At 54.8% G+C, this 1,267-nt stretch carries 1 protein-coding gene and 1 pseudogene; one reads left to right on the top strand and one right to left on the bottom strand.

Annotated elements, in window-relative coordinates; genetic code table 11:
* Positions 1-1,039 (top strand): glycosyltransferase (locus tag ACP5VX_RS07285; protein ID WP_428725213.1); only part of this gene is annotated, 1,039 nt, incomplete at its 5' end.
* A 33-nt stretch (positions 1,040-1,072) separates the two neighbouring features.
* Here ACP5VX_RS07285 and ACP5VX_RS07280 read toward each other — a convergent pair.
* Positions 1,073-1,267 (bottom strand): annotated as a pseudogene (locus tag ACP5VX_RS07280) (glycosyltransferase); the annotation flags it as partial.

Genomic DNA, 1,267 nt, shown 5'->3' with positions numbered 1-1,267 from the left:
TCACCAGCCTCTGGATAGGTGGTCTCAAGACTTGAGAGTGCTCGTCGCCATACCTACTTACAGGAATGCGTCGACAGGCTATGCTATCCGCTCTACTCTGAAGGCGCTGTGCGACCAGACCCTGGGGGGCTTCCGTGTACTAGTAGTCTACAAGCCGAGCCCGGGGGACAGGACACTCGACATTGTAGACGAATATAAGGACAAGCTGGACATCGAGGTCAGAGTACAACAAAGCGGCTTCTTTGAGGAAGCAATGAACGAGATCTTCAGGGTGTCGGAGGAGTACGACCTCACCATAGTAACAGACGACGATGCCGTGCCCAGTTCGAGGTTCGTAGAAGACCACGTCGCGTTCCACAACACCCATGGTAAAGTGGGCATCACCAGCGGGCTCGTCGTAGAAAAAACCGTCTGGGCCTCTCGCGCAGGCCTGGTAGCCTTCTTGGCTAAGAGGGTTCTCGGCGCTAATAAGCCGCTCCTGGAAAACATGAACGACTACGACGTGTTTATTAGCAACGTTGGTTTGACGGCACTCAAGAAACTCTACCAAAAACATGGCTGGGAGGGCGAGTACGTCCTAACAGTAGACATTAAAGGCGTTAACCTGAGCTTCAAGTCGAGAAACTACATAGAGGGGTTCGAGCTGAAGGGCTACACTGTGAGGGGCTTGCGCAACGAGCAGTTGTTAGCCCTACATTACATTAGGCAGGGACTACACGCGACACGCTTCAAGGGCGGAATCGTGAGACACGTGGAGAGAGGCGAGTCGTTGTCTAGAGCAGTAATCCCTACTAAAAGCTACATGATCGGCGTAGAGCTCGGGTTGCTACCCTACGGTGTCAGCCTGTATGGGTTTAAAATCGACTTGAGCAAGTTAGAGCTGCTCTCGCACGTCTATGAAGTCTACTCCAGGAACTCTCGTAACCCTAGACTAAAAGGCTTTGCACGGGGTCTGAGACTCGCCGTCGCAGCTATAAAGAGCGGGCTGGAGCCAAGGGAGGTGAGAAGCCTGCTAGCAGGGGTGGGAAAGAGGTATTAGATGCCAAGGCGCAACACTCCCGGAGAAGCCTATTTACGAGCCCCTGGCTGGCGGGCAGCACGAAAGGAAGGCCTTTGAGAGCCTCTTCTTGAACGACTCGAAGTCGAACTCCCGCACTACGCTGAGGCCCCTCTCTCTCAGGGCTCTAGCCAAAGCGGGGTCTCCCTCGACTCTCCTCACAATAGACGGGACCTCGCCGACCTCGGTGTAGCCCAGGGCGGGGCTGAT

Origin of the sequence: Thermogladius sp., from assembly GCF_049970955.1 — an archaeon.
In the GTDB taxonomy this organism is placed as follows: Archaea; Thermoproteota; Thermoprotei_A; order Sulfolobales; family Desulfurococcaceae; genus Thermogladius.
This window is presented reverse-complemented; position numbering and strand designations above follow the sequence as displayed.